We start from the raw sequence: 22,240 nt of genomic DNA, 5'->3' as shown, positions 1-22,240 counted from the left end.
TATTTTTAAATCAAAGATGAAGGAGGTTTATTACCATTTTTTATGCTAAGCGATACTTTCCCCTTCTGTTCCTTCTTTTCATAGGAATTGCATGTTTTCCCAGCGTTACTCTAGCAGCATCTAGCAATGCTGTAATAAAAGTAGACCCTTTAAATGTTAGAAACGGTCCTGGGTTAACACATGCAAAGATTGGACAGGTACATAAAGACGAAAACTATCCCATCTTGGATGAACAAGATAATTGGGTAGAAATTCAGATGGATAAAAATACTGGATGGGTAGCAAATTGGTTAGTTTCTGTAACAAATAATGAAATATCCAAAAGCTCTATGAAAGTATCATCAACTGTTAACTGGTTACGAGTTCGAGATGGTGCAAGCACTTCAAACAAAGTAATCGGTCATTTGCAAAAGGGTGACCAATACAGCTCCACGAAGTCAAAAGGTGATTGGATTCAGATCACTTTTAATGACAAGCAAGGTTGGGTACACAAAGATTATGTATCTATGGTCAAACAAGCCTCCACTTCACCATCAAAGAAAGACATAGCCAATTCAAAAATTGGAACGATAACTGTACAGACTCCGTCACTAAATGTTAGAAATAAGGGAAGTCTAAACAGTAAGGTTATTGGAAGTGTTAAGGATGGAGAACAATATCCATATGTTCAAGAAAAGAATGATTGGTATGAAATCAAGCTTGGAGATGGGAAGAAAGGTTGGGTAGCCAACTGGCTCGTCACTACTTCTCAACAGACCACTCAATCTAATGCCGATCAGCTAACACTTCTCTATAATGCTACAAACATTCGTGGCGGAGCTTCAACAGACTCCTCTATCGTTGGAAGAGGTTCTAAAGGCGAAGTATTTGAAATCATAGCTCATGAAAATGACTGGTACAAAATCAATTATAATAATAAGACAGCGTATGTAGCAGATTGGATTGTTACCACAACTCCATCCGATATCGAACAAATGTCCAATAAAACAGGTACACTGAAGAATAAAACAATTGTTATCGATGCAGGGCATGGCGGAAGAGATGTTGGTACAATTGGAGCTAGTGGAATGTATGAGAAAAATTTAGTTATAAAAACAGCCAATAGATTAAAAGAACGCTTTGAACTAGCGGGCGCTAACGTTATCATGACAAGAGCAAATGATTCTTATATATCATTAAGTGCCAGAGCAACAGTGTCAAATGTTAAAAGAGCAGATGCATTTCTAAGTTTACATTACAATAGCTTCCCCCAATCACCGGAAGCGAAGGGTATTGGAACATTTTATTACCATGACCAACATAAAGATTTCGCTCGTACCGTTCAAAATGCAATGATTCAATCAACTGGATTGAATGATCGCAAAGCCAAATTCGGAGACTTTCATGTAATTAGAGAAAATCGCCAACCAGGTTTATTATTAGAATTAGGTTTTTTGTCTAATGAAAATGAAGAGAAACTTGTTAAGACAGCTAAATACCAAGAAAATATCACAAAAGGTATTGTACAAGGTGTAAGTGAGTATCTTACAAAGTAAGGCATGAATAAAAGTTTACTTAGGTAACTAAAACAATCTAAACCGTATATGGCCACAACTAGATCATATAAAAAAACGCAGAGGAATTGAGATATGTGAGATGCTCCCCCTAAGGTGACAGTATAAAAATAAAACTGTTTATCTTAGGGGGTTTTTGTATGTCGAGAAGTTCTTTTTCTACTGTGGAGAAACTTACTATTATTAACCTTATTCGTAACGAACATTATTCCATCAATGAATCGAAAATTTGAAGAGAAACTTAATCATAAGAGAATTTATCGTTTAATGAAGCTGTCGAATATGCGCTCTGTTACTCGAGTGAAAAAGAAAGTCTATAAACGTTCAACGCCAGACCATGTAGCAGAAAACGTTCTAAATAGAGAGTTCGAAGCTGTACAACCAAATGAAAAATGGGTAAAGGATGTCACGGAGTTTAAGTATGGTCCCTCCAAAAAAGCTTATTTGAGTGCAATCCGTGACCTTTATGATGGATCCATTGTAAGTTATGTTTTAGGGCATTCCAATAATAATCAACTGGTGTTTGAAACGTTAGATTATGCGATCTCATGTTAAAAGACGAGTCCCCCATAATACATAGTGATCGTGGGTTTCAATATACTTCACATGGTTTTAAACGAAAGATAGATAAAGTAGGAATACACCAAAGCATGTCTCGACAATCATGAAAGATACCAAGAAAGATTAAACGGCCTTAGCCCTATGGAATATAGAGCTAAAGCCGCTTAAAACTTTATATTATTTCCACTGTCTACTTGACAGGGGGCACTTCAATGCCTCTGCGTTTTTGATTTAGTTATAAATTGTTCTTCAGTAAGCAACCCCTGTAGTCACTCATATAGCGATTGGCAACATCGTAAATAATAAATCCATCCTCCCCGATTTAATTACCACCCAAGCCTTTTCCATACCATTTACTTTCCACAATTTAATATGTCCATCCCTTCTAAAGACTAACCCTTTGTAAAAGCCCTGTTCTTATGTCAATTAAGTCCCTTGTTAGAAATCTGCAACTATTGAGATCAGACAAATCATAATTGTTCATTATCTCCTTTATTGAACTATCTGCAAATAAGAAGTGCTTTCCGTTTATATCTAAATCCATTCAGCTCATAGATACCTTCTTATAAACCTATTATTGTATATAATTTGAATAAAAATTGAGATAACCTACTATGACTAAACTGCTTCACTAGTTGAATGGCTTACCAAACACTAATAAAACTTCCATTTTATAATTTATTTTAGGAGGAATGAAAAATGCTACGATAAAATACTTACGGAAACAAGAATAATTATTCGCACTTCTTTGTTTCTTGGTATAGCATTTTTTTAACTTGGACTGCCTTGGAAACTATGAATTTTCCCTTTAACAACAAAGTCTTCTTCGCCTTGTCGCTTATCCCTTTCAGTGTAGCATTGGCTTATTATTTAAAACTTGTAAAAATTAAAGAAGGAACCTAAAGGATTTGTAGCCGAAATTGATGAGAGGCTAGTATCTCAAAAGAATGAGGCAGACGCCAAGACATTGAAGCTACTTCAAGGAGGATTGTTCCTATTGTATTTAGCGTACACTTTTATATTGCCTGAAGAAGTTTTCAAGTCGATTGGTTGGCGGGAAACTTTGAGCACTCTATTATTCGCACTATTTGCTCAAGCTTTCTTTCGCTACATCACCAGTCGATCAAATCATATAGAGACTTGATAATTTACAAAACATCCTAAAGCTTTATCCTTCATGAAACACTATCATTCAAAACTAGTGGATTTTAGAGATTGTAACTATATGTAACAACAAGTTAACATGTAAATCCTTTTCTGGAAAGGATGAGGACTTCTCAGGCGTAATAGAGATATAAGAAAAAGCATGAAGTATAGAAACCTCATGCTTTTTAGACATATAGTGATATGATTGTGCAATTCATTTCTTACGTTGATGCCATTTCAAATGGACTAACGATCATCACTTTCTATTATGAGCGTAACAGGTCCAACATTAGTAAGTTGAACATCCATCATCTCGCCAAAACTACCTGTTTCCACCTCAACTCCTTGTTGCCGCACAAGAGAATTGAACGTCTCATAAAGTTCCTTCGCAGGTTCAGGTTTTGCTGCGTTCATGAAGTTTGGACGTCGTCCTTTTCGGCAGTCACCATACAAGGTGAACTGTGATATAGAGAGAACTTGTCCTTCTATATCCTTGAGGGAATAGTTCATTTTTCCTTGATTATCATCAAAGATTCGTAGGTTAACGATTTTTTCAGCTACATATTTAGCATCTTCTTCTGTATCATCATGTGTGACACCTAATAGAACAACTAGTCCTTTTTCGATTTCACCAGTAATTTGTCCATCTACTGTCACACTAGCATGTTTTCCTTTTTGGATGACAGCTCTCATTGTTCTTCGCCCCTTATTGCAGCATTCGTCTTACTGTGTACACATCTGGAATTTGCTTAATACGATCGACTATTTTACGTAGGTGACTAATGTTATGAATCATAATTGTCATATTGATTGTAGCCATTTTATTCCGATCTGACTTACCTGATACAGCCGTAATATTCGTCTTTGTCTCGTTGACCGCTTGCAGAACTTCATTTAATAATCCTCTTCGATCATAGCCAGAGATTTCAATATCAAGACTGTACTGTTTACTATCTTCACCGGTATTCTCCCATTCAACAGGAAGTAATCGATGCTTCACATCTTCGGTTTGTACGTTCGGGCAATCCGCACGATGAACAGATACGCCACGACCTTTTGTGATATAACCAACTATCTCGTCACCAGGAACAGGATTACAACACCTTGAGAGTCTTACGAGTAAATTATCTACACCCTTTACTTTGACTCCTGAATCCTTTTTCTTAGAAGGCCCTGAAGGAGCTTTAATTTCATTCTGGACCCCTTCTAACGTTTGTTCTAAGTCCTGTTTTTTAGGTTGTTTTTTTCGTATCTTTTCGGTCAGTCTCGTCGCAATTTGAGCCGCTGTAATACCCTGATATCCAACGGCAGCATACATATCTTCTTCATTATTAAAGTTGAATTTCTCCGAGACCTTTTTAAGGTTGTCTGTGGTAAGAACATCCTTCGGCTCTATTTCTAATGAACGAATTTCTTTCTCGACAAGCTCTTTACCTTTGGCAATATTCTCGTCTCGACGTTGCTTTTTGAAGAATTGTTTAATTTTATTTTTGGCTTGTGATGTTTGAGTAATCTTAATCCAATCTTTAGATGGGCCATAGGAATGTTTGGAGGTCATGATTTCTAAAATGTCCCCCGTTTTCAACTTGTAATCCAATGGCTCCATCTTTCCATTCACTTTAGCTCCAATTGTTTGATTCCCTACTTCTGTATGAATACGATAGGCAAAATCTATTGGTACAGATCCTGATGGAAGTTCAATTACATCCCCTTTTGGGGTAAAGACATAGACCATATCAGAGAATAAATCCACTTTAAGGGATTCCATAAATTCTTCAGCATCATGAGTTTCATTCTGCCACTCGAGAATTTCTCTAAACCAACTAAGTCGTTCGTCAAAAGATTGAGAACTTTGGTCTACATTCTTGCCTTCTTTATAAGCCCAGTGTGCAGCGATACCATATTCCGCAATCTCATGCATGTCATGTGTACGAATCTGAACCTCTAAAGGATCACCTTTAGGTCCAATAACAGTCGTATGCAAGGATTGATAGAGGTTTGGTTTTGGCATGGCAATATAGTCTTTGAATCTTCCTGGCATTGGTTTCCAGCATGTATGAATGATACCAAGTACGGCATAACAATCCTTAATACTATTTACAAGTACTCGTACTGCTAACAGATCATAGATTTCGTTAAACTGTTTATTTTCTAGCACCATTTTCCGGTAAATGCTGTATAAGTGTTTTGGACGCCCAGAAAAATCAGCCTCGATATTTACTTCATCCAGTTGCTTTTGGATTTCATCCATCACTTCACCAATATAATATTCACGTTCATTCCTTTTTTGCTTCATTAAGTGAACAATACGATAATATTGTTGAGGATTTAAATATCGTAAAGCTGTGTCTTCTAATTCCCATTTAATTGTTGATATTCCCAATCGATGAGCTAGTGGAGCAAAGATTTCTAGAGTCTCATTCGAAATGCGCCGCTGTTTTTCAGGAGGAAGATGTTTTAACGTCCTCATGTTGTGTAGGCGGTCTGCAAGCTTAATTAGAATTACGCGTATATCTTTCGCCATCGCAACAAACATTTTTCGATGATTTTCTGCTTGTTGAGCTTCTTTGGATTTATATTTAATCTTTCCTAGCTTCGAAACACCATCCACTAGCATGGCGACTTCTTTATTAAATGTATTCTCTAAGTCTTCTACGGTAACATTTGTATCTTCAACAACATCGTGTAAGAAACCTCCTGCAATGGTCACAGGATCCATTTCAAGTTCCACTAGGATACTAGCTACCTGGACAGGATGAATGATATAAGGCTCTCCTGATTTACGATATTGTTCTTTATGCGAGTCTTGAGCAAAATCGTAGGCACGACGAATAAATGCGGTATCTTCCTCAGAAAGATACCCACTCGCCTGCTCTATCACTTCATCTGCTGTCAAAATTTTATCTTTAGACATCCGATCACCTTTATAGAAAAAATTCGCCCTATCCTTTTCAAAGACGATTTATATGGTATATATTATCAAAAACCTCTATTGTTAGAAAAACATTGCAACTTATCCATGTAAGGGTATATGAATGGTTTAGCTTATGTTGCTTATAACTTTATATACCCCTTTTAGAGCATCAACCAAAAGATTACTTTTTCACCTGAGAATAAACTAGATTTGAAAAAGAAAACTTCTACCCTATGAGGTAAAAGTTATGAATTGTATTCATTATATCACTTTTTTTCCGTTTTCTATAGGAAAAGAGTACTCAAACTGAGCACTCTTTTTTTATCTTAGTATTGCATTAATGTTAATACATCGTATCCATCTAGTTTATCTCGGCCATGTAGGTAGGTTAATTCGATTAAGAATGCACATCCTACTACTTTTCCACCAAGTTGCTCTACTAAGTTAATCGTTGCTTCAATTGTACCGCCTGTCGCTAATAAATCATCTGTTATTAGAACGCGTTGGCCAGGTTTAATGGCATCTTTATGAATGGTCAATACATCTTCACCATACTCAAGGCCATAGTCAACTTTAATCGTTTCACGTGGTAACTTTCCTTCTTTTCGAACTGGAGCAAAGCCTACTTCCATTGAATAAGAAACAGGACAGCCAATAATAAAGCCACGAGCTTCTGGTCCTACTACTAAATCAATTTCTTTTTCATTTGCATATTCAACGATTTGGTCAACTGCGTATTTAAAAGCAGTCCCATTATCCATTAACGTGGTAATGTCCTTAAATTTAATACCCTCAGAAGGCCAATCTTCTACCACTGTTATATAATCTTTAAGGTTCATTTGTTACTTCCTCCTTAGCCTGCACAACTCGATTCATTTGCTCATCGAACCAAGATTTTAACTGTCGATAGGATGAGAAATATAATGTTTGTTCGACATTTACATATTCATGTTTAGATTGATATAACGCTGATTCTGAAAGATCCTTTTTAGAAGGATTCGAATTAAGCGTCACAAGTCCATTCTCTATTTTAACAAATTCTAATTCAAAAAACACGTTAGATATAAATTCTACTGCATCTTTAGACCAGCCTTTATGTGCTGCCAATTTTGGCCCCTCTTTTTCAAGGTGAAGCTGTTTCCGTTTCAATAACATCGCATAGAACCACTTAAAATGATCTCTAGTTGGAACAGTTTTTAAAAACGCTGCGTCGTCTGTTCGATAGCAAGCATGTATGTTCTTAGGATTCATATTTTGTACTAGTGTAGCTAGACGGTCCAAGGATTGAGGCAGGTCCATTAGAATAAGATGATCCACCTCATCTAATGGCAGTTCCTCTACCATTTCCTCATCCTCAATCTGCAACACATCAAAATATTCCCATACCCATTCATGCTCAGCTGTAACAGGATGAAAGAATACAGCCACTGCATTGTCTTGCGGCACAGTGGTAACTGCTTTTTTCAGATGACGGCTACCTCGTAAATCAAATAGTTGCCATTCATCTACACGAATATCCTTCATCATGAATTGTGGCTTTTTTCGCCCATTCCATTCATTAATGGATAATTCCCCCACAGTTGTCATAGCAGACTGTGGTGCCAACTTTGTATAAAGTTCACCTAAACCAAATCCGATTGCGTCAAGCTCATTCTTATCATCCTTGAATTTCATTTTTAAGTGATTCAAGTTACTACCAATCTGTCTAATCTCAGCAGGTGCTGAACGATCTATACAAAAGAGTGGCTTTGGATTCCCCATACCAAATGGAGCTAATTGATTGATTTCGTCAATTGTGTCTAAGGATACCTGGGAAAGGTCGAGTGTCCCATCAATGGATAGTACCTCCCTGAAATCATCCGGATGAAGTTGTTCATTAGCTTGTTGAGATAACGCTGCTCGTACTGTATCTACGTTTTCTACCGGAAGTGTCATACCTGCAGCTTGGGCATGTCCACCAAAGTGTGTAAACAAGTCACGAATTTGCATACAATTAGTAAATAAATCAAAAGCATCAATACTACGTGCTGAGCCTTTAGCTGTCTCAGTTTCTGGATCTATCGTTAACACAATGACTGGCCTGTCAAACCTTCTTACAAGCCGCGAAGCAACAATTCCTAGGACACCTTGGTTCCAACCTTCCTTAGCTACAACGATTACAGAAGGTAAATCATCACCCTCAGCATCTAACATAGTTTCTGCTTCTTTAGCTATATCAGCAACAATTTGCTGTCGTTCCTGATTTAACTCTTGAATTTGATTAGCTAAGTAAGCTGCTTCATCATCGTCCTCTGTTAACAACAGCTCCACTGCTGGTGAAGCATTTTGGAGACGGCCGACCGCATTTATACGTGGACCAATCGCAAAACCAATATCCTCTTCTGTTAATGGACCCTCAATCCCGCATAGTTGGCGTAACGCTTGAAATCCAGGTCTTACAGAACGAGAGAGTGCTTGTAATCCATAGTAAGACAAAACCCTGTTCTCGTCATGGAGAGGTACTAAATCTGCAATTGTACCAATCACAACTAAATCTAGCAGATGCTTCGGAAAGTCACCAAGAAGTGCGTGAGCAAATTTAAATGCTACCCCTACACCTGCAAGTTCTTGAAATGGGTAAGAACTCGAACATTTAGGATGCACGATAGCATACGCTTCGGGTAAGCTTTCCTGAACCTCGTGGTGATCCGTAATAATTAAATCTATTCCTAATTCTTTCGCTACTTTGGCTTCATGGTGTGCAGCAATACCAGTATCAACTGTAATAATAAGTGCTACATCTTCTTCTTTAGCGTTTCGAAATGCTTCCTCATTAGGACCGTAACCTTCCGTAAAACGGTTTGGTATATAATAGGCCACCTCAGCTCCCAATTCTCGAAGTGTTTCCATCATAACAGCTGTAGAACTCACACCATCAGCATCGTAGTCTCCGAATACAAGGATACGCTCTCCCTTAGAGATAGCGTCTTTAACTCTTTCTACTGCTTTATCCATATCGTTCATTAGCATTGGATCATGTAATTGTTGTAACTGTGGTGATAAAAACTGCTCTGCAGCTTCTTTCGTATGAATGCCTCTTTGTCTTAATAATTGTTGTGTTAATGATGATAATGAGTCATCTATAGGTAAGGAATGTTCTTCACCTTGAACAAAATTCCATTTCGCTTTACTACGTAACATAGATTCACCCCTGACGCACTAATTATACAAGAGCACGACAAGGGTATCAAACGGAATTTGATTTTGTTTTTTATAGGAAAACATTTAGTAAACTCTTGGGACTTGACTTGCATTCTCGTCCATTATGAATGTTTAACAGGATCGTCTTTTCGAGAATTTTCCTCCAGTGGGGAAGAATCTTGATTATTGTCTTCATGTTCCATTGGTGAAGTTGATTCATATTGTTGAAGTCTTTGTTCAAGAGACCTTTTTTGTCGTTGTAATCTATAAATTCGTACCATCCCAAACGTACCCGTAATAATACCACCCATGAGGACCGAGCCTAGAATAATTAATATAAGAGGGGCTTGGCCTGTTCCAAATAGATAATTTACTTCAACAGCATCAACATTAAAGACTGCAAAAATTGCAACAATAAGTGCAAATACTAGCGCTAAAATAAAATTTGTTTGTCCCTTCACTTTTATCACTCCTGTTTTATTTTCAAATGGTTATATCATGCATAAATAGTTTTGTTACTCGTATATACTATTCCCTTTCTAGGGTGCTATAAAAACCTTTCTAGATTCCAACTATTAATCATTTGATTAGGATTTGGAGGCTAGCTTCTACAAATAAGTCTTGATCCCCGCACTCACCTCTGAGAGAGAATTACTTTCTTATGCAAAAGATTAGGTTATTGAGATTTCAATATCGCCCCATTATCTTGAAGACTTAAGTTTGAGATATATTCAAAAGGTGATGGGTCCGATACTTGAAAAGTGGAAGGGGGTTACGGTGAAACAACTCGCTTTCCTGCGGGCGAGCTGGTGAGCCTTCACCCCAAGCCGAGTAATGGCTATCGGACCCGCGGCCAAATGTTGTATGTCTGGGTAGATCTTACGGACAAATAAAACTTTATTTTTTACAAACAGCGAACTAAATGTCCATTAGCTTTCTTGCCACAGAATTTTTTGTTATGAACCAATTGTTATACTAGAACTTACTAAGGTGTAGACCGTCAGAAGATATTCAAATACCTCAACCTCTCTAACTTCGCAATGTTTCCGTTTCTCCCAACATCTCATGAGGTGGCTGTGGAAAAAGGAGACTCCCGCCGGAGAAAGAGATAGGCAAGATCCCCTTGAGGGTGTTTTTCCGCGAAGGTAACTTGCCAGCTCGCCGGCAGGACGCGAGTTATTCCACGGCCACCTTTATTCTAACTAAATCTACGGGTACATTGCTCTTTCTGTGCGATTACCAAATTCATCTCAACTTCAAGCCTTCCAGATTATGCCTCGAATGTTGAATAACTTTTCTCAACTATGTAAAACAATGTACCTGTTTTACATAGTTTAATAAAAAGAGCCCTACGCTTAATGCGCAGGGTTTAAAATGTGGAGCATTATACTTGAGGTCCACCGGTTTTCTTTTTCTCAACGTATTGGATTGGTTTTTTATCTAGCATGCTTCCTCTCCATACTAACCACAGTTGTGCTGCGATAAATAAGGAGGAGTACGTACCTGCGATAAGTCCAACCACTAGTGCGAATGAGAAGTTCGTGATGGAAGTTGCTCCGAATAACATCAACATGAGTGCTGCAAAGATAACAGTTAGAACTGTATTGATGCTTCGTGGCAATGTTTGCATAAGACTTCGATTCACAATTTCTGAAAGTTCTTTAAATGTTCTCACTCGTTTTTTGAGCTTTAAGTTCTCCCGAATCCGGTCGAACGTCACTATCGTATCATTGACAGAGTAACCAACAATTGTAAGTATCGCTGCAATGATTGTAATATCAAATTCTAGTCGAGTAATACTAAACAACGCGATAATGAAGAACGCATCGTGAAGCAATGCCACGATAGCAGTCAATGCAAAATAGAATTCAAATCGGATCGTTACATAAATGATGATTCCAATGGATGCAATGGCTACAGCATACACTGCGTTTTTCACTAATTCTTGTGCAACTATTGGAGAAACAATGCTTGTGTTTATATTCTCTGGACTTCCATATTTCTCTCCAAGTGTCGTTCGAATTTCAGCAATTTTGTCTTTTGTAAGTTCTTCATCGAAGCGAGCAACAGCAATCTCATTGTTATCACCAGAAGAATTAATCTTCTCAGGATTAAGCCCTAGGTTTTCAAAATCTTGTTCAATCTCATCTACATCTATGGTGTTCTCTGCTAGAACTTGCACACGAGAACCATTTGTAAAGTCAATTCCTAGATTTAAACCATTAAAGGCAATAACGATAGCTCCTGCAAGGACAAGGAAGACAGAAAGTCCGAAGAATTTTTTGCGATTTTTAACAAAATCAAATTCTCTACCTAACACTTTGGCTTCTACTTCTTCACCATCTTCAATATTCTTGATGTCTTTTTGCTTAACACCGAATAATCTAGGCTTCTTGTTTAGTGCTCTACTATTCACCCATAATCCTAGTAATAGACGGGAACCATAAACAGCTGTGATGAAGCTGACAATAATACTCAAGATTAACATTGTAGCAAAGCCTTTTACAGAGCTTGTACCAAACGCAAATAGTACAACGGCCGCTAACAATGTCGTGATATTCGCATCCAAAATGGTAGCTAAGGAACGACTATTCCCCGATTTAAAAGCAGATAATGTAGATTTACCAGCTTTTAATTCTTCTTTTATTCGCTCATAGGTAATGATATTAGCATCAACAGCCATACCAACTCCTAGAACCAATGCGGCAATACCAGGTAATGTTAATACGCCATTCATCCACTCAAACACTTGAAGAATTAAGTAGACGTAAAGAGATAATGTAATCACTGCTACTACACCTGGTAGTCGGTAATAAAGCATCATAAATATGAAAATTAATCCGATACCAATTGCACCAGCAACAATGGTCTTATTCATGGCTTGAGCACCGAACTGTGCTCCGACTGATGTAGAGAACTTCTCTTCCATATCTACAGGAAGAGAACCAGCGTTTATGATATTTGCAAGTTCTTTTGCTTCCTCGACGGTGAAGTTACCTGTTATCTGAACATCACTTGTCATTAAGCGCTCGCTAACTCGTGGAGCTGAAATGAATTTCTGTTCTTCTGTTGGTTTTTGCAGTTCAGCTAAGTAAGAATCACCTTCGTCAAAGTCCATCCAGATGACCATAGAATTTTCACTGTATGCAGGTGTAGATTTATCGTCACCTAATGCAGCAACCTTCTCTGTAACTTTTGCAAAATCATTCGCATTTTTCACCTTCAGAGTAACCATTGGTGCATTGGTTTGTTGGTTAAATGCCTGTTGCGCACTTCCCTCAACGATATTAGAGCCATTAAAGATTTCTCCTTTTTCTGTATCTGGCTCATTCGGTTCATTTTCTTCTTCTAATTCTAGGCTTAATGGTTGGTCATTAATTCGAATCGGATCGTCATCGATAGTCCTAAATGACAAACGAGCTGATGTAGATAATAACTCTCGAGCTTTTTGTTGATCATCAATACCAGCTAATTGAACGCGGATTCGGTCCTCTTCTTCGATGCTTACATTCGTTTCACTAATCCCGAGTGCATCAACTCGACGATAAATGGTTTCTACTGTCGCTTCCATAACATCTCGATTAATTTCTTGGCCTTCTTCAATCGGCTTTACTTCATATAGAATTTCAAATCCACCCTGTAAATCTAATCCAAGGCGGATGTCCTTTGATATTCCCTGTATCGTTGTTCCTATTGTCCCTGCAAAAATCAACAACAATAGAAAAAAGGCAACGATACGACTCCGTTTAATCATGAGTGTTTATGCCTCCTTCTTCTCCAACAACTCTTATCGTACAACGTTCTTTATTATCATTATCATAAATTGGGCATAAAGGTAGGACTTTATGCCAATAAAGCAATTATAGAAATGTTTTACAAGCCCTGTCAATCATACATTTCTGCTTTTTCTTCACTTTCATTCTCTGGATAATTGTAGCGTAAAGCTTCAATCGAAGCCAACAAATCATCATTCTGATAAGCTTGAACAGTCAAATAAGCCATATATGTACCTACACTAAGATGAAATATATCTTGGACAATTTCGTAAAGTCGCTTATTCGGTTTTCCCTTCCAAACTTTATGAATCAAGCAATTCCATATTTCTTCTTTTCGTGCCTTTTCATATCCCATCATATGAAATTCTTCTACCTTACTTTGTAAAACCGGTTCTATCCACTTTTTCCACTCTACAACCGTTTTTCCTTCTTCCATTTTGCTCCCCTCCAACATCTATTACAGCTAACCTTGCTTTTCACCTACTTTATAGAAATGACACTGATAGGGATAGTGCCCCTACCACAATACCTGCGATTAAGACACCTATAACGATGGATATAAAAGCGTACCAAAATCGAATCGCAAAAAATGCCGCTGCTAAGCATGCACTGTATGCTCCAGTAGTGGGTAAAGGAACAGCTGTAAATAAAATCAATCCGATTGCACCAAATTTTTCAACATTTGAACTCTTTTTCATCGTCCGCTCATAAATCCAATGATACATTTTTTTGTACCAAGAAAAACGCATTAACCAATTACTAATTGGATGAAATAATAATAATAATGGAATGATTGGAAGTATGTTTCCAAACACACTTAGAAGATATGATTTAAAAAAAGTGAAATCATAAACTCCATAAGCGACTGGAAGTCCTCCTCTTAACTCTAAAATCGGCATAGCCGAGATTACCATAACGACTAACTCAGATGGTAAAAAATCAAACGTATGAATAAAAAAATCTATTAACTTTTCTTTCAACTATCTGCTCCTCCTGCACTATGTAAAATCAAAAACAATCTCGATTGCTTGTCATGCTTGCCCACCTTTTTCGCATATACATTCATTGTATATGAATTTCAATTTTTTGAGAAGGTAGGGCTTTACTATGAGCAAGCAAACCTTTCTACAAGGAACGCTTATTTTAATAGCAGCAGGAATGATTACAAGATTCTTAGGTTTTGTAAACCGCATTGTAGTAGCAAGGATCATGGGGGAAGAAGGTGTAGGTCTATATATGATGGCCATTCCCACACTTATTCTTGTCATCACCCTTACTCAATTTGGATTGCCAGTTGCCATATCCAAGCGAGTGGCTGAAGCTGAAGCTCATGGAGATTTATTAAAAATCAAAAAAATCCTTGTTATTTCTCTTGTTGTTACAGGGATTTTAAGTATTATCTTTACAGCGGGAATGATTTTTCTTGCCCCATTACTTGCCAAAACACTACTTACTGATGAGCGCACACTCTATCCTTTACTAGCAATAAGTCCAATCGTTCCAATCGTTGCGATATCTTCTGTGCTTCGAGGATATTTCCAAGGTAGACAAAATATGAAACCTCAAGCCTATTCTCAAGTCATAGAGCAAGTTGTCCGAATTACATTTGTCGCTTTATTTACCAAAGCACTAGCTCCTTATGGTGTTGAGTATGCTGCGGCTGGTGCTATGTTTTCTGTTGTTCTAGGAGAGTTATGTTCCTTGTTATATATGATCCGGATGTTCAAAATGAAAAAACGGATAAAAATAAGAAAAAAATTCGCTTCTTATTTGAAAGAAGGCAAAGACACGTTGAACGAACTACTATCTATCGCCTTACCAACGACAGGTAGCAGGCTAGTCGGTTCGCTATCCTTTTTCCTGGAACCTATTCTAGTAGCTCAAAGTCTTGCAATCGCCGGGGTTCAAACCGCCATGGCCACAAAACAATATGGTGAATTGACAGGGTATGCTTTACCGCTTCTTATGCTACCAACTTTTATTACACATTCTCTATCTATTGCACTTGTTCCAAACATTAGTGAAGCTGGAGCAAAAAAAGATTTAAAACTTATTCACTACCGTATTCATCAAGCAATTCGCCTTTCCTTTGCATCAGGTGCATTGGCTACTGTAGTACTTGCTATATTTGCAACACCAATTTTAACGTTTATGTATGGACATGCTAACGCCTCCCGTTTTCTTATCGTGATGGCACCTTGTTTCTTATTGCTTTATTTCCAAGCCCCCTTGCAGGCAGCACTCCAAGCTTTAGATTTAGCAAAAGCTGCCATGTGGAACAGTCTAATTGGCGCGTTTGTTAAGTTCGCTGTACTCCTAACCCTAGCTACCCAACCAGAGTTTGGTATTATGGGTGTTGCTCTAGCCATAGTGGTTGGTGTTGTTTTAGTTACTTTCTTGCACTTATTCACCCTAATAAGAGCCATCCAGTTCAAGATACCTATCATTGATGTGTTTAAAATGATTACGCTTATTATGTTAACATGGCTAATCGGAGATAAACTCCATGATTTCTTCCAAGGAGCAACGCTGCAAGTTCTGCCATTCCTATTTATATTAATTCTGTTCACAACCGTCTACACACTGTTACTGTTTTTATTCCGGTTCATCACTACAGAGGAGCTTAAACAACTCCCACTTTTCAAAAAGAGATAGATGGAAACACAACCCGACTAGCCAACACCAGTAATCCCTTGAGTTTTGTATAGCTATCAAGACTGCTAAATCATATATTTATCTTAACGGACATAGAATACCTTATATACTGAAGAAAATTTCTTCTTTAAGATCGCTATAAATAATATGGAACCAAAAAATGAGCTTGGAAAATAAATTCCAAGCTCATTTTTCTGGTGAAATATCCTTTAAAATCAACCGTTTATCAAATTTAGGCCGTATATGGGAAATAATCCACTGAACTAATAGCTTAATTTTTCTGAAACATGAAAAGCCACATAAATGTCAGTGCTTGTTTCAGCTGTTTAGGAAGGGTTTCATAGTGTTCTGATTTAATTCCTTCTTTATACACCCCTTGTCCATCTATAACGCTCCAGTTACTTTCTAAGACCATTTGCTCTAATTCCCAAGGCATCATCGTATTACAGATGACGCTTTCTCCCAGTAGTCTACGATAACTGTTTTGTCTAGGTCCTGCAGTTGGGCCTAGGAGACCTACACACAATATACCACCTGGCTTCAATACTCGATGTAATTCTTTAAGTGCTAGATAAGGATTTTCTGTCCATTCAATGGAGTTAATTGCAATCAGAGCATCGAACGTATCGTTTTCGAACGGTAGTGATGCCAAATCTCCAACCTTAAAGCATAACTTCTCATCACAAACCTGATTTGCTTGCTCAACCATTTTTGGAGATAAATCGACCCCTATGACGTCATAACCCGCTTCTTTTAACTTATAAGATCCATAGCCATCACCGCAACCTATATCACCTATGTAGCTACCTTTTCCAACATGCTTCTCCACGAATGGAACAATCGATGATCGACTACCATGATTCCACATCGATCGACTTTTCTCCGACCAAAATGTAACATTTTGATCCCATTTTTTCTCTACCTCTTTGTGCCAATTAAATGAAGATGCCAAATTCATTTCTCCCCCTATCACTATGATCCATTCACCATCTTTTCGATAGTGAAATCAATTAATCCTTCTTTTTAGCTTCATACGTGTCAATGTACCACTTATTCTCTTGGTCTACTGATAAAAATGATATTTGCTCCGGATTTTCATAGCCTCTTTTATGGATCTCTTTCCTAAGCCAGTCTTCATCTTTATGATTTTGCTTCAAGTTTTCATATTGTATTTTACCATCTGCAATCAATGGCATAATAAAACCAGAAGAATCATTTGGTCTTTTTTCACTTTTTTCATAAATGGATAGCTTACCTGATGGTTCGAGGACAGCAAAATCAACATCCGCTACACTTCTTGTACCATTTTCTCTTAATTGTTGCATGAGGTCATCAAAGTTATAGCGCTGTTTCCTCATTTCATGTTCGTTAATTTTCCCTTCTCGAATAATAACGGAAGGCTTGCCATCTAGCAAAACACGAAACATTTGACTTTTCAATGAAAGCCAAGCCGTGCCCCGTTGAATAAACAGCAGTACAATCATTGGAATAATAGCGTGAATAAATTCATCTTGTGGATCCTCAATAGAGAAGACCCCAATTTCCGCTAACATAACAAATACAACAAGATCGAGAATGCTTAATTCTCCAATCTCACGCTTCCCCATCAGTCGGAAGATAATTAATATGACTAAATATGTTGCAAACGTTCTACCGATCACAATAAACATTTCGCTAATTGGCAAGAAAACTCCCTACTTTCTATAAAATGTGTCCCATTTTATAGAATGAACAAATTTATGTTCATTATGCCTATAACGAACTTTGCATAAAGGGTAGCAAGTAACGAAAATAAACATAAACGGTAGAAACAATAAGAGAAAACAGTACCACCGGCATACCGTATAATAAAAATTTCACAAAACCTATTGGGTGTTTAGCACTAGCAGCTAATCCTGCAACAACTACATTAGCTGAAGCTCCAATTAGAGTACCATTCCCACCTAAACAAGCCCCCAATGCTAACGACCACCACAAAGGATCAAGGTTAGCCATTCCGTATGATTGAAATTCTTGTATTACAGGAATCATAGCCGCTACGAATGGAATATTATCCACAATGCCAGAGAACAATCCTGACATCCATAAAATAAGAATGGCTGTTAATGGTAAGTCACCTTGAGTAAGCCACATCATACCCCGGGCCATTTCATCAATTACTCCGACTTGTTCGAGTCCACCAACAAGCATAAATAGCCCTATAAAGAAAAACAGCGTTACCCATTCTACTTCTTCGAAGACTTTTTCAGCATTCGCTTCCTTATCTGTTAATAAAAGCAATAATAAGGCTCCACATACAGCTACAGTCGTTAGATCAACATGAACAAAGGAATGTAATAGAAATCCTAAAATCGTAAGCGAAAGAACGGTTATGGATTGATAGAGCATAGGTGTTTTCTTTAAGTAGGTACTAGCATTCATGTTCATTAGCTCATTCACATGGTTTCCTTCTTTTACTTGTAATCTCTTTCTAAACAATACCACTAAAAAGAATAAAGTACTTATAAAAATTATCAGTACCACAGGTCCAAGATGAACAAGAAACGATAGAAAGGTTAAGTGTTCCACAGCCTGGCCTATCATTATATTCGGTGGATCTCCAATTAATGTAGCTGTTCCACCAATATTAGCGCAGAGGATAACGGTTAATAAATACGGAAATACGGGCAGGTTCAATAAATTGGTTAAGGTTAGTAAAATCGGTACAAATAAGAGCACTGTAGTCACATTATCTAATAAAGCCGAACCAACAGCTGTTAGCACACCTGAAACAAGAAGTAATGGAATCGGTGCTCCTTTTACCCGTTGCGCTAAAACAATGGCAACGTACTCAAATAGCCCAGTCTTCTTTGTAATAGAAACTAGAACCATCATGGAAAATAACAGCGTTATCGTTCCCCAATCAATATAGTTCGCAAACGCGTCATTCCACTTGTAGATTCCAGTTACAAGCATTAAGAAACCACCAGATACAGCAATGAGCGCTCTATTGATTTTTTCGGTCATTATGAATATGTAGCTAACGATAAATACAGCAATCGCTAAGGTGGTTTCCATATATATACGTTCCCCTCTTCTTGTCCATTTTTACTAATGTATTCAAGTAGGTAGGGAAAATATTTTATTCTATTTTAATTTCTTAGAGAATAAGCTAATAAAAAGTGGGACGAACAGGGGGAAAAATGATGAAAAACCGTATTACTGCACTCGCATATGGATGGGGAACAATTTTTACAATGATGATTCTTTGTAGCCTTATTCTTGCTTTACTATTAAAATTCACGTCTATGACAGAATCAACCCTTCAATGGGCTACACTCATACTCGGACTTCTAACCTTATTCATCGGAGGTTTTATTTCTGCTGCAAAAGGAAAGGAAAAAGGATGGATGTTAGGCATCCTAACCGGACTAGGTTTTTCTATTATTGTATTATTGTTTCAATACCTTGGATTCCAAAAAGGAATGGGCATGACACAGCTGTTTTACCATGGTGGATATATCCTTATGGCACTCCTCGGAGGGATGATTGGAGTTAATGTAGGTGGGAAATCAAATTAGGCAAAAGAACAAAAGAGAAAACGCCCGGTTAGCGACGTATATGCGGCGGCGCACACGAAGTGGGTTGGTTCGATGTTGCTACGTGAGGCGGGCCTGCAGGATGTAGGTCAGTTCGATGTTGCTACACGATGCAGCGATTCTAATCAAACCTTCAACCCAGAACTTCACCTGATCCCGTAGGAGATAAAGGAAACACGAAAACATTCGTGATTCGATGTTAACTTATCGAACGGAGCCGAAAAGCATACTAGTCGAGCGCTGGAGCAGGACGTCGCCTCTATACTTATTAAGTTATACACAAGAAACATTTTTAATGAACTTTTTTATGCTAAGCTAGTGATTATTTCGCTAGCATAAAAAAAGCGCCCTTCATTTTTGAATAGGCGCTTTTTCTTATGGTTTAGTCTTTATTCACTACTTCTCTTACTGATGAACGATCATATGTAAGTTTGGTGCCATCCTGGCCTTCGACTACAAGCGTTCCTTCATCTAGTGCATGAACGGTTCCATGTAAACCGCCAATGGTAATGATTTTATCACCCTTTTGAAGCTCAGATTGCATTTGCTGCACTTTCTTCTGCTTCTTTTGTTGAGGGCGAATAAGTAGGAAATAGAAGATTACAAACATCAATATTAATGGAATAATCGATGCTAAAGTACCTCCACCCATTTCAAATTCCTCCTTTCTTTATTTAAAAGTTCTTCGCATTTGGTTTATTTAAGCCATATTGCTCGAAAAATTCTTCACGAAAATCGCCAAGACGGTCTTCTCGTATGGCTTGTCGCACTTGCTCCATTAATTTTAACAGAAAATACAGGTTATGATAAGTTGTAAGTCTGAAACCAAATGTTTCATTACATTTTACTAAGTGACGAATATACGCTCTTGAGTAATTTCGGCACGTATGACAATCACAATTCTCATCTATTGGTCGGAAGTCACGTGCAAATTTTGCATTGCGTACAACTAGCCTACCTTGAGAAGTCATGCATGTACCATTACGAGCAATTCGGGTTGGTAACACACAGTCAAACATATCGACGCCTCTAATAGACCCATCGATAAGAGCATCTGGTGAACCTACACCCATTAAATAACGGGCTTTGTCGTTCGGAAGCAATGGAGTTGTAAAATCAAGCACATGATTCATAACATCCTTTGGTTCTCCAACAGACAATCCTCCAATAGCATACCCAGGAAAATCCAAAGAAATTAAATCCTTCGCACTTTGCTTACGAAGATCCTCATACTCTCCACCTTGAACAATTCCAAACAAACCTTGATCATGCGGTCGCTGATGTGCTTCTAAGCAGCGCTCAGCCCAGCGACTAGTACGCTCTACAGAACTCTTCATGTACTCATGACTTGCTGGGTATGGTGGACATTCATCAAATGCCATCATGATATCAGCACCGAGTGAGTTTTGTATATGCATAGCTTTCTCCGGTGACAGGAAAAGCTTCTCGCCACTTATATGATTGCGAAAATGGACACCTTCTTCTTTAATATCCCGCATGTCACTTAAACTAAACACCTGGAACCCACCTGAATCGGTAAGAATAGAACCATCCCAATTCATAAACTTGTGAAGCCCCCCTGCTTCTTCCACAATGTCTTCCCCAGGTCGAAGCCACAAGTGGTAGGTGTTGGATAAAATAATATCTGCTCCCATTTGCTTCAACTCTTCTGGAGCCATTGTTTTAACGGTCGCCAATGTACCTACAGGCATAAACATTGGTGTTTCAAAGGAGCCATGTGGTGTATGCACACGTCCTAAACGTGCCCCTGTTTGCTTACAGGTTTTAATTAATTCATATCGTATTGCTGGCATGAACGAAACCCTTTCCTTGTTGAACTTTTATTTAATAAACATTGCATCTCCAAAACTAAAGAAACGATACCGTTGCTCAATAGCCTCATGATAGGCCTTCATTACAAGATCTTTCCCAGCTAATGCACTCACCATCATAATAAGAGTAGACATCGGTAAATGGAAATTCGTAATCAAGCCATCCACTGCACGGAATGTGTATGGAGGATATATGAAAATATCCGTCCATCCGCGAGCCTCAGTAAAATTGCCATAATCCCGAACAATCGTTTCTAAAGTCCGAGTTGAAGTTGTGCCTACCGGAATGATACGACCACCACACTCTCTCACTCGTTTAAGTTGGTCAGCAGTCTGTTGATCCATATCATAAAATTCTGCGTGCATTTCATGTTCTTCCACGTTATCCGCACTTACAGGTCGAAACGTCCCTAATCCAACGTGTAATGTTACATAGGCAATTTCTACCCCTTGTTGTTGTATCTGTTCCAAGAGCTCATTTGTGAAATGAAGTCCTGCTGTTGGTGCTGCGGCAGAACCTTCCTCTTTGGAATACACCGTTTGATATCGTTCTTGGTCTGGAAGTTGTTCCTTAATATAAGGAGGTAATGGCATCTCTCCTAAAGATTCTAGAACTTCTAAGAAAATACCATCATATTGTAGCTTCACAATACGACCACCGTGATCTTTTAATTCGGTACATTCCGCAACCAACTTCCCATCACCAAACGAGATTCTTGTCCCCACTTTCACCTTTTTGGCAGGCTTAACTAAAACTTCCCATTCGTCTCCTTCTTGCTGGTGAAGAAGTAATACTTCTACTTTACCACCAGTATCTTCTTTCACGCCATATAATCTTGCTGGTAGTACACGGGTATTATTTAGAACAAGACAGTCCCCCGACTTAAGGTAAGAAGGCAGATCATAAAAATGCTTATGGTCAATGGTCTCCGTTTCTCTGTCGAGCACAAGCATCCTAGAATGAGTTCTATTTAACAAAGGGGTTTGTGCAATAAGCTCTTCTGGTAAATCAAAATCAAAATCCTTGATGTTCATAACGCTCTCC

The 22,240-nt window shown here is 38.1% G+C and carries 17 protein-coding genes and 1 pseudogene; 4 read left to right on the top strand and 14 right to left on the bottom strand.

What is annotated here, in order from left to right; all coding sequences use genetic code 11:
• Positions 1-29: 29 nt before the first annotated feature.
• Together GLW08_RS08560 and GLW08_RS21870 are read left to right on the top strand one after the other, a co-directional pair.
• Positions 30-1,535 (top strand): N-acetylmuramoyl-L-alanine amidase, encoded by a 1,506-nt coding sequence (locus GLW08_RS08560; RefSeq protein ID WP_337193929.1) that lies wholly within the window; start codon positions 30-32, stop codon positions 1,533-1,535.
• A gap of 261 nt (positions 1,536-1,796) precedes the next feature.
• Positions 1,797-2,282, top strand: a pseudogene (locus GLW08_RS21870) (transposase); the annotation flags it as partial.
• A 1,224-nt stretch (positions 2,283-3,506) separates the two neighbouring features.
• Here GLW08_RS21870 and dtd read toward each other — a convergent pair.
• From dtd to GLW08_RS08515, 8 genes are all read right to left on the bottom strand, one after another.
• The gene (gene dtd, locus GLW08_RS08550; protein WP_160848193.1) at positions 3,507-3,953 is read right to left on the bottom strand and encodes a D-aminoacyl-tRNA deacylase; all 447 of its coding nucleotides are present in this window, start codon (positions 3,951-3,953) and stop codon (positions 3,507-3,509) included.
• Between the two features lie 13 nt (positions 3,954-3,966).
• Positions 3,967-6,174, bottom strand: a complete 2,208-nt coding sequence (locus GLW08_RS08545) for a RelA/SpoT family protein (RefSeq protein WP_160848191.1) — start codon at positions 6,172-6,174, stop codon at positions 3,967-3,969.
• 326 nt (positions 6,175-6,500) lie between these two features.
• On the bottom strand, positions 6,501-7,013 hold the full coding sequence (locus tag GLW08_RS08540) for an adenine phosphoribosyltransferase (protein ID WP_160848189.1): 513 nt from the start codon (positions 7,011-7,013) through the stop codon (positions 6,501-6,503).
• Entirely contained in the window at positions 7,003-9,354 is a 2,352-nt protein-coding gene (gene recJ, locus GLW08_RS08535; protein WP_160848187.1) for a single-stranded-DNA-specific exonuclease RecJ, read from the bottom strand. Before recJ ends, GLW08_RS08540 begins: the two co-directional genes overlap by 11 nt.
• Before the next feature lie 122 nt (positions 9,355-9,476).
• Complete coding sequence (locus tag GLW08_RS08530) at positions 9,477-9,815, bottom strand: lipopolysaccharide assembly protein LapA domain-containing protein (protein ID WP_160848185.1); 339 nt, start codon at positions 9,813-9,815, stop codon at positions 9,477-9,479.
• A gap of 923 nt (positions 9,816-10,738) precedes the next feature.
• Positions 10,739-13,108, bottom strand: a complete 2,370-nt coding sequence (gene secD, locus GLW08_RS08525) for a protein translocase subunit SecD (protein WP_160848183.1) — start codon at positions 13,106-13,108, stop codon at positions 10,739-10,741.
• Positions 13,109-13,239: 131 nt separating this feature from the next.
• Complete coding sequence (locus GLW08_RS08520; RefSeq protein WP_160848181.1) at positions 13,240-13,566, bottom strand: post-transcriptional regulator; 327 nt, start codon at positions 13,564-13,566, stop codon at positions 13,240-13,242.
• Positions 13,567-13,615: 49 nt separating this feature from the next.
• Positions 13,616-14,110, bottom strand: coding sequence for a COG2426 family protein (locus GLW08_RS08515; RefSeq protein ID WP_237458373.1), 495 nt, complete (start codon positions 14,108-14,110; stop codon positions 13,616-13,618).
• A 127-nt stretch (positions 14,111-14,237) separates the two neighbouring features.
• On the opposite strand from GLW08_RS08515, the gene spoVB reads away from it, so the two are divergent.
• Positions 14,238-15,785 (top strand): stage V sporulation protein B, encoded by a 1,548-nt coding sequence (gene spoVB, locus GLW08_RS08510; protein WP_160848180.1) that lies wholly within the window; start codon positions 14,238-14,240, stop codon positions 15,783-15,785.
• Positions 15,786-16,056: 271 nt separating this feature from the next.
• Here spoVB and GLW08_RS08505 read toward each other — a convergent pair whose 3' ends face one another.
• The 3 genes from GLW08_RS08505 to GLW08_RS08495 all read right to left on the bottom strand — a co-directional run bounded on the left by GLW08_RS08505 (position 16,057) and on the right by GLW08_RS08495 (position 18,842).
• Entirely contained in the window at positions 16,057-16,743 is a 687-nt protein-coding gene (locus GLW08_RS08505) for a class I SAM-dependent methyltransferase (protein ID WP_160848178.1), read from the bottom strand.
• A gap of 52 nt (positions 16,744-16,795) precedes the next feature.
• Positions 16,796-17,455 carry a DUF421 domain-containing protein gene (locus GLW08_RS08500; protein ID WP_160848500.1) on the bottom strand — a complete coding sequence of 220 codons (660 nt, stop codon included), beginning with the start codon at positions 17,453-17,455 and terminating at the stop codon, positions 16,796-16,798.
• An 82-nt stretch (positions 17,456-17,537) separates the two neighbouring features.
• Positions 17,538-18,842 (bottom strand): ArsB/NhaD family transporter, encoded by a 1,305-nt coding sequence (locus GLW08_RS08495; RefSeq protein ID WP_160848176.1) that lies wholly within the window; start codon positions 18,840-18,842, stop codon positions 17,538-17,540.
• 125 nt (positions 18,843-18,967) lie between these two features.
• Between GLW08_RS08495 and GLW08_RS08490 the strand changes: the two genes are divergently transcribed.
• Positions 18,968-19,345: a TIGR04086 family membrane protein gene (locus GLW08_RS08490; protein WP_160848174.1), complete on the top strand. Its 378-nt coding sequence runs from the start codon at positions 18,968-18,970 to the stop codon at positions 19,343-19,345.
• A gap of 400 nt (positions 19,346-19,745) precedes the next feature.
• On the opposite strand, the gene yajC is transcribed toward GLW08_RS08490, so the two are convergent.
• From yajC to queA, 3 genes are read right to left on the bottom strand one after another with little or no spacing between them, the layout of a single operon-like run.
• On the bottom strand, positions 19,746-20,015 hold the full coding sequence (yajC, locus tag GLW08_RS08485; RefSeq protein WP_160848172.1) for a preprotein translocase subunit YajC: 270 nt from the start codon (positions 20,013-20,015) through the stop codon (positions 19,746-19,748).
• 22 nt (positions 20,016-20,037) lie between these two features.
• Positions 20,038-21,177: a tRNA guanosine(34) transglycosylase Tgt gene (tgt, locus tag GLW08_RS08480; protein WP_160848171.1), complete on the bottom strand. Its 1,140-nt coding sequence runs from the start codon at positions 21,175-21,177 to the stop codon at positions 20,038-20,040.
• Positions 21,178-21,204: 27 nt separating this feature from the next.
• The gene (queA, locus tag GLW08_RS08475) at positions 21,205-22,230 is read right to left on the bottom strand and encodes a tRNA preQ1(34) S-adenosylmethionine ribosyltransferase-isomerase QueA (RefSeq protein ID WP_160848169.1); all 1,026 of its coding nucleotides are present in this window, start codon (positions 22,228-22,230) and stop codon (positions 21,205-21,207) included.
• Between the last annotated feature and the right edge of the window lie 10 nt (positions 22,231-22,240).

Origin of the sequence: Pontibacillus yanchengensis, from assembly GCF_009856295.1 — a bacterium.
Classification (GTDB): domain Bacteria; phylum Bacillota; class Bacilli; order Bacillales; family BH030062; genus Pontibacillus; species Pontibacillus yanchengensis_A.
The sequence above is the reverse complement of the archived record's forward strand: the minus strand, read 5'-3'. Positions and strand labels throughout refer to the sequence as shown.